The organism is Mesonia profundi (genome assembly GCF_031085155.1).
GTDB classification, from domain to species: domain Bacteria; phylum Bacteroidota; class Bacteroidia; order Flavobacteriales; family Flavobacteriaceae; genus Mesonia; species Mesonia profundi.
In genome coordinates, this window is sequence record NZ_JAVHUL010000011.1 from 74815 (window position 1) to 82349 (window position 7535).

A 7535-nucleotide genomic window follows, 5' to 3' on the forward strand; every position below is an offset into this window, starting at 1 on the left:
AAATGTTATTTGTTTAAAGCTGAATTCTCAACTAGAGCTTTATTCAAATCATTAATGGATATTTCGCTATTTGAGTCTATTACAGATCTTTTAGCTGCATCATTGGCTATCTTTACGATTATAGCATATGAAAGTCCAACCATTTTATCTGCATAATCATTGATATTTATATCTCTACTCAGTTTAAGAGCTGAAAAGGATATTTTAAGTAAAGCAACTATTTCTTCCAAAGAAGGTCGAGGAAGCTCAATAAAATCATCAAACCTTCTAAACAAAGCATCATCTAAGCTATCTTCAAGATTAGTTGTAGCCACCAATAAACCCTCTCCATCATATTCTTCTAATAATCCCAATAGAATATTTACTATTCTATGTATCTCGCCTGCATCATTTGAATTGACATTTCTCTTCTTTCCTATAATATCGAACTCATCTAACAGTAAAACACAAGGGTAGTTTCGAATACTATCAAACAATTTTTGCAAGTTAGAAGCTGATTCTCCTAAATAAGAAGAGATAATTGAATCAAAACGGACTTTATAAAAAGGCAAACCTAAATCCCAAGCAATTTTTTCTGCGGTCATACTTTTTCCACAACCAGAAGCGCCATATAATAAAATTTTTTTTCGCGGTTTTAATCCATGATGTGCTAATCTCTCTTTAGCTAGGTATTCTTTTTCAATTCTTAATATTTTACTTTTTACAGTAGATGAAAGAACCATTTCCCGCCTTAAGTTTTCATGCTCGATATGATTAGCTAATGGAAGTTTATATCTCCTATCAGCAGGAATTTTAAAATCTGCTTCTTTTGTTAGTTTAAAGGGTGTGCTATATTCATATTTAGAAAGATTATTTTCCAAAATTAAACCTAATTTTCTTGCTAATTTTGAATGTCCCTTTTTTTCCTCTTCTTCTATGATGCTATAAGCAATTCTAACTAAAGGTGCTTTTTTGTCTCCTTCAATCGATTTAAATAATCTTGTTAGCAGTGCTTGGTTCATTAGTATTTTTTTTTACAAAGTTATTAAATTAGAGAAAGAAATTAGTTTTTTTTTCCCTTTCCTTGATTATGAACAATAATTAATAAAAGGTATTAGGTAAAACTGGTTCTAAGAAACCTTAAAAATGAATGTATTTCAATCTTCTACAAAAAAATTGAATAAAAATCACCTTATGAAAAACTTGACAAGTTTAAGTTTGAAAAATTAATTCAAGTCTACATAGATTTAAGCAATTAAAGCATGCTGTTAAGTATTTCAAGCACGTCTAAGCTACTCATATAGTATAAGCCGTTAAGGGTGTTGCTCTGCAATTTATTATTATACCATCGCAATGATTGACGCTTAATTTAATCGATGTTTAGTGGGATTGCTCAATAAAACTTTTAGTTACTTTGCCGACTTTTATAAGCTGTTGCAATATGTTGCGCGCAGCAATGTTGATTTATTCTACACGGTTTTGAAATCTTGTTATAGATTAAAGTTATAACATTACGAATTTGTATAGATTTTTCTTATTTAGTTCTATTGTTATTACTTGCAGTTGCTGCTAAAAACATAAATACTGTCAATTATATAACAAACAAAAAAAGGAGCGTATCCAATTAAGGTCGCTCCTTTAATTTAACAAATAAGCAAGGTTTATTTTTTGCTCATCATAATGGTTAAAGTACAATCATCTACAACGATGTTATTTTTTACTTTCCATCCTTCTTTGAGATGCTTATTAATTTCTTTCTCAATATCGATGATACTGTTCTTTTGAATAATCTTTATTTCTTTCATTATAGATTTAATTTTACTCCAATTTGGAATTCATTATACTCGTTTTTTGTTACTTCCGTAATAGCTTCATAGCTTTTATTAAAGTGGTTTACAATTTTTTTTTCTAGTATTGCTCTACTGCTAGATGTCAATATTTTGTATTCAGGTGCTAAGGTCATAATTATTGGATTGTTAGTATTTTGTTATAGTTAAAATTCACTTCGTTTAAATCTCTTGTTAGACCTTGCTTTCCCGTTTGATGTCCGTGAAAGAGATTACTTTCATCATACAAATAATGCTTAATCGGAGTATAAACATCTTTATACGCCAAATCCATTTTCTTACCAAGCTTGACAAATTGTTTAATATCGTTCATCATTTCAAGCTGCTTGTCATTGCTTGCATAGGTTGTAAATAATTCAGTATCTAAATTCACTTCAATGTTTCCATTTTTAAAGACTAACAAATCTACTGGTTTGAACGATACTTTTTTTGGTGCATCATCTAAATACTCTTTTAAGCTTGGATTCCTTGAAGCGTTATTTTTGCAGTACTGATAAAACTTAGTATTGTAAGCGTAAAACTCACGTTGGCTAAATGCTCGGGCGTTGTAAATTTCTTCTAGCTTTTCTAGTTCTGTTACGTCAAACTCTAACATCTCAATATACTTTTCATAAGAAAGCATTTTAACGAAACCTTCTTTTTGTTGATTATGAGCTTTGCGATGATGATTGTGAAATTCATCTAAGAAATTACCTTGAATTAAATCCTTGGGCTCACACTTAACTTTTAATTTGCTAAGTTCATTTTGAGCATCTATTAAAATATTTCCGACTTCTAATATTCCGTCTTCCTCTCTCTTATGTTCTGATTGGTTAAACTCTAATTTTTTTTTAATTGACATTTGTGTGATTTTTAGGAGCTGCAATGTTATATTCAATTGCCGCTCAATTATTTTATTAATTGTTTAATTCTGATTTAAGGACATATTTATTCTGAATAATAACTAAGGAGCATTATTCCATTTATAATATTTCATTCTTTTAATTTTTTAGCTTGTAGGGCAAGTAGGACAGTTTCGCATATACTTTATATATATATATATTTTTACATGTGTATATTTTTAAAATTGTCCTACTTAACCTACGTTTTTGTAGGACGTGTAGGACAGTTCTCAACTTTCTTTTTAAAATTGTACGCCTTTTTTAAATCTTTCTGAAAATTGTCCTACTTGTCCTACTTGTTTAAGTTTGCTGAATTTGATGTCAAACTAGAAGTTTTGCTTTAAAAGCATTAGTTTTAAACTTAGTTTTTGAGTTTCTTAAAAGCTACTTTCGCAACGCCTGCGCTTACTCTGGTATCAACTTCATAGCCTTTAAAATTAGCCCAAATTTGAATCCATCCACTAACCACACGACTCCTAACTCTATCATCTGGATTGTTAATTTCCTCTCTAAGTTCGTTGGCTATATCTTTCAATAAATAGTACGTACCAAGTTCTTTGTAATCAGATTCCATTAGCTCAACAAAAGTTTTATTGGTTTCGTTTTCGAGCTTCTGCACGCTTAATTCGGGACTATTATATTCAACTAAACCTTTCTTAAAATACTGCTGTAAACAGTAAATCATAAATGAGTAGAAGCGTTGATATTCCTTATCGTTCCATTCCAAAAAGAACAAGTTTCCAAAGTGCTTTTCAGGCTTGTTAGTGCTGCTGAAATGATTATTCAATAGTACTAGATGTTTTCTATCGCTGAAGCTGCCTCCGGTGTCTGATAACGTGTAATTTGTTGTAACTGCTATCTTTGGACTGTCTTCAAAGTTTAATATTTCTTTAAGTTGATGCTTTCGCTCTATGGTCATTTTATCAGTAATTACTGCAAATAAATCTTCAAAACTGAAGTTCTGTTGAACGTCCTGTAATACGAACAAAACCGTTTCTATATCAATGGACTGATAGACAAATTTATCCCTCGCTAAATCTAAGTTTTTGCCATTTTGTTCTACCACGTTTAGAAGCTGTTCCATTCCTTTTATAATTATACCCTTACCACTTCTTCCGTTTGCGGTGTTGGTTGCCTGACTTGAAATATCGCTCAATATTACTACCTTGGCTAAACCTGGGTTCTTATGACGGTGCAGCATATAACCTATTGAAGTTATTACGTTCTTAAAATGCTTTTTCTCATTAGTAGATAGCTTTAGAAATTCATAAAACTGGCTTTCCTTAAAGTCTTTTCGATGCTTAAAATCTTGCTTAATAATCTGACCTTCAAGAATATATTGGTTAGGAATTATTTTACTTAGGCTTGAGTAGCTGTAAGACTTGGAGTTATCTTTATCAACAACGACAAATACATTCTTAAAAAATACTATCGCTGAATTTTTGCTGTCCTTATACCTTGTGGCTTCAATCTCTGGCAAGCTGCCTAAAATTGCTTTCTTTATCATTAGTAAGGTTTCTCCTTCCTTAATGAAACAACTGGTAAGATTATCGTTTTTCTGCTCTTCAATATACTTTAGAACGTAATTAAAAACTTCTTGCGGACTGTAAACTTTAGCAATGTTATTTTCAAATTTTACAGCCAACCATTTTCCAGAATAATGAATGATTCGAAAACCATTCAGTTCTAAAAATTTTTTAAGTTTTGCGATGTCAGTTACAAAGTTTCCTCTATCGTTACGGCGCCAAAATTCAAGTGATTTAAATTTTGTATATTTACGAACGGATTTTATTTCCGAAGCTGGTTTAGAGCTATGGGTTTTCTTTTTACTCATAGCTTTTTTTATTTATTTAGTTGCACGATTGCAGCTTCTACTTCCTCGCGCTTATAATAGACACGTCCGCCAATTTGATACGCTTGTATAATACCTTTCTTTGTCCAATTATGAACGCTTGAAACGTCGATTTGTAGCATCTCAGAAACATCGTGTCTGGAAAGATAAACGGATTGTTGTTTGGGTCTGAAATTGCTTTTAATTTCTTGCAGTTCGTTCCTTAGTGCCTTTAACTCGTTTGTAAGGCTGTCGGGTAATGTAAATTGAATTGTTTGCATAACTTATTGTTTTTAAATGTTATACTGCAAATCTCAATTTTCATTATACTGCGATAAAAGTGGTTGAAAATGTGTTTTATGTGTTTTTTCTGTTTTTTTAAACTTTATTCAAGCTATTTATTGGAAAGATTATTTTTAAAGGCTTCAAAGTGGGAATTCAAAGTGGGTAAATGTTTATTTTCATAGCTTGGGGTTTTATCGGTGTTTGTGATTTCAATTTCATAATGTTTAGCTAATTCTTTATAAGCTTTTTTTGTTAACCTTTTATGCTTTTCAAACTTGATGCTATTATTTAATTCGTTATTGAAATAATGCCAAATATTCATAAACCGAGTTTTATCTCCGTGTTTTGAAACTTTCACATAATTTTCGATTAGATATTTGAAAAAATCATAACCCTTTTCATTAAATAAATTGGCATCGTATAAAGGATGCTTTGTCTCCTTATTGTTTATATCAGAACTTTTTTTACCTTCTTTCTCTTTATTACTGCAAGCTTCGTTTGTTTTTACAGTTGCTGCTTTGCAAGCTTCATCAATCTTTTTAGAAATTTCAGATGCCCGTTCTACATATTTGACCTCTTTATGCTCTTGTGGGTATTCAGGTTTTAACTCAAAATCAAAAGCATCTATCCATTCGTCTAATTCCTCTTTTGAAAAGCAATTAATATTATTCTTCACTTTGTTTATGTCTGCAATTCTTCTGACGATATTATTTAGTTTCTCCTCTTTTAAATAAGTACGCATAGCATAATCCTTTGCCTCGTTTGTAACACGTTCAATTTCAAAAAATAAACCTTTAGCTTCTTTGTCGCTCACCATATTCATATCGCTATTTTTAATACGGTCGTATAATTCTTGTAGTCTGCCATAAGCATCATCTTTGTAACTGTATAAAAGTAAGTTTGAAATTTCTTCTTTTGTCTTTTCTTCTTGTGGAAATATTTCGGTTTTAGTACTTGGCATTGCTGTTTTATTATTTTGGTCTTTATTAGCTTTCATAACTGCTGCTTTTTACTGGTTAGATGCGTTTCTAATAACGTTTAATTGTGGAATGGGTTTAGGCTTGCTTTTCTTTTTACTAAAGCTGTCAAACGCTCTCTTAGCTTTATCATAGTCTGGTCTTACTATGTAGTTTAAAAACTCTTTCTCTGTTGTGTGACCTGTGAAATACATTAGGTCTGGCGTTGGTACGATACCATAGTTTAAAGTAGCAAATGTCCTTCTTCCAATATGAGACGTTATAAGCTTCCATTTTTCAAAGTCTCCAATTACATTTCTATAATCATACTTTGTAGGTTTTTGTCCCTCTGGAGCTATACACTCACGTTTCTTACCTTGACAAATTGTATTAATTCCAGCTTCTTTGCAAACTAACTTTATATAATCATTATATTTTTGGTCTGAAATTGCTCTTGGAAATTCTCCTTTTCTTTTATCTAAAATGGTTTTTATTTCCTCCCTTAAAGGCAAGAACATTTCGTGTGCTGTTTTTACTTGTGTAAATATTATAAACGAGCGGTTATTTTCATCCTTAGTAATCATACTAGAAGTAAAACGCATAAAATCAGAAATACGCTGCCCTGAATAAATACTTATCAAAAGCCAATCCCTTGCATTTTCCAAATAGTCGTGTTTTAATTTTACATTTTCAATTTGCTCTATTTCAGCTTCTTCAAGATATAGCTTGATAGCTTTCTCTTTGCTTATCTTAAAAGTTCGCTCATTTAAAACCTTGCTAACCTCTAAACCTCTGCGTTCTGCATAACGGCAAATGGTTCTAACACGTTCAAATTCCTTATTTTGAGTATTAACAGAGTATTGCTGCTGCTCTGAATATGCAATGTAATCAGCCTTAAAGTCATCGTTAATGTCCTTAATCTTGTATTTCTTAGATATGCTCTCCTCTAGTCTTATTAGCTTATTGCGTGTGGTAATTATTCGCTTTCTTTGGTTATCCTTTAACTCATTAAGTGCTTTTTTATCAGCTAGGTAAGAATCAATGAAGTCAACTAAAAAAACAGGGTATTTCTTTTCTTCTGTTTTTGGTGAGTAGTAATTTTTCAACGCTAATTTAAGCCAGTCTTTATCTTTTTCATTAGGTGCATCTTTTTCGTATTGCTTTAGTATAAATTCCTCTAAAGGTTCAATACTGTCATTTACTCTTTTAATTTCATTCTTATCATCCCCACTTAAACCACGCTGCTTTTTTCTTGCAGTATTCCAAAACTCTTTGGAGACGTGAATTTGCGTATTTGCTTCAAACTGAAAAAATTTGCCCTCAATTCCTTTGTCTTGTAATCTTACTTTAAGTGCTGCTTTTTCTTTTTGCGAACGATATAAAAAATATACTCTAGCCATAATTGGTTGTTTAGTTTATTATAACAAAAATAGCTAAGTTGTACTAAATATGTACTAAAAACTTCATTTGATTTAAACTTATTTCTATTTCATTCCCTATAAAAATCTTTAAAACTACTGCTAATAAAGGGATTGAAAGCTTAAATACATTTAGTACAGTTTAACACAATGCATTATTTGTGTTATCTCCGCCCGTACTCAAAAAGCTTCAACTTAATCGTTGGAGCTTTTTTTATTTAGAAAATACAGCTTGATCCATTCATGGCTGTAGCTTACTTCGGATCAAGTCAAAAAGTTGTGGGATTTTAGTTTTATGCAAAAATTGTGGATAGTCTAAATAGGAAAAAATCTACTTT

General features: G+C 31.0%; 7 protein-coding genes. All 7 read right to left on the reverse strand.

Features of this window, described 5'->3' with window-relative positions:
* Window positions 1-5 precede the first annotated feature (5 nt).
* Window positions 6-1001: an AAA family ATPase gene (locus RBU60_RS06035; protein WP_308863828.1), complete on the reverse strand. Its 996-nt coding sequence runs from the start codon at window positions 999-1001 to the stop codon at window positions 6-8.
* A gap of 639 nt (window positions 1002-1640) precedes the next feature.
* Entirely contained in the window at window positions 1641-1784 is a 144-nt protein-coding gene (locus tag RBU60_RS06040) for a hypothetical protein (RefSeq protein WP_308863830.1), read from the reverse strand.
* Window positions 1785-1944: 160 nt separating this feature from the next.
* The gene (locus tag RBU60_RS06045; protein ID WP_308863832.1) at window positions 1945-2667 is read right to left on the reverse strand and encodes a hypothetical protein; all 723 of its coding nucleotides are present in this window, start codon (window positions 2665-2667) and stop codon (window positions 1945-1947) included.
* A 401-nt stretch (window positions 2668-3068) separates the two neighbouring features.
* Entirely contained in the window at window positions 3069-4541 is a 1473-nt protein-coding gene (locus tag RBU60_RS06050) for a hypothetical protein (protein WP_308863833.1), read from the reverse strand.
* Between the two features lie 8 nt (window positions 4542-4549).
* Window positions 4550-4819, reverse strand: a complete 270-nt coding sequence (locus RBU60_RS06055; RefSeq protein ID WP_308863834.1) for a helix-turn-helix domain-containing protein — start codon at window positions 4817-4819, stop codon at window positions 4550-4552.
* 113 nt (window positions 4820-4932) lie between these two features.
* Window positions 4933-5820 (reverse strand): PH domain-containing protein, encoded by an 888-nt coding sequence (locus RBU60_RS06060; RefSeq protein ID WP_308863835.1) that lies wholly within the window; start codon window positions 5818-5820, stop codon window positions 4933-4935.
* Window positions 5821-5832: 12 nt separating this feature from the next.
* The gene (locus RBU60_RS06065; protein WP_308863836.1) at window positions 5833-7179 is read right to left on the reverse strand and encodes a phage integrase SAM-like domain-containing protein; all 1347 of its coding nucleotides are present in this window, start codon (window positions 7177-7179) and stop codon (window positions 5833-5835) included.
* Window positions 7180-7535: the final 356 nt, after the last annotated feature.

Excerpts from the sequence above, each read along its gene's own strand:
- RBU60_RS06035 (WP_308863828.1), bottom strand. The coding sequence starts at position 1,001 with ATGAACCAAGCACTGCTAACAAGATTATTTAAATCGATTGAAGGAGAC.
- RBU60_RS06040 (WP_308863830.1), bottom strand. The coding sequence starts at position 1,784 with ATGAAAGAAATAAAGATTATTCAAAAGAACAGTATCATCGATATTGAG.
- RBU60_RS06045 (WP_308863832.1), bottom strand. The coding sequence starts at position 2,667 with ATGTCAATTAAAAAAAAATTAGAGTTTAACCAATCAGAACATAAGAGA.
- RBU60_RS06050 (WP_308863833.1), bottom strand. The coding sequence starts at position 4,541 with ATGAGTAAAAAGAAAACCCATAGCTCTAAACCAGCTTCGGAAATAAAA.
- RBU60_RS06055 (WP_308863834.1), bottom strand. The coding sequence starts at position 4,819 with ATGCAAACAATTCAATTTACATTACCCGACAGCCTTACAAACGAGTTA.
- RBU60_RS06060 (WP_308863835.1), bottom strand. The coding sequence starts at position 5,820 with ATGAAAGCTAATAAAGACCAAAATAATAAAACAGCAATGCCAAGTACT.
- RBU60_RS06065 (WP_308863836.1), bottom strand. The coding sequence starts at position 7,179 with ATGGCTAGAGTATATTTTTTATATCGTTCGCAAAAAGAAAAAGCAGCA.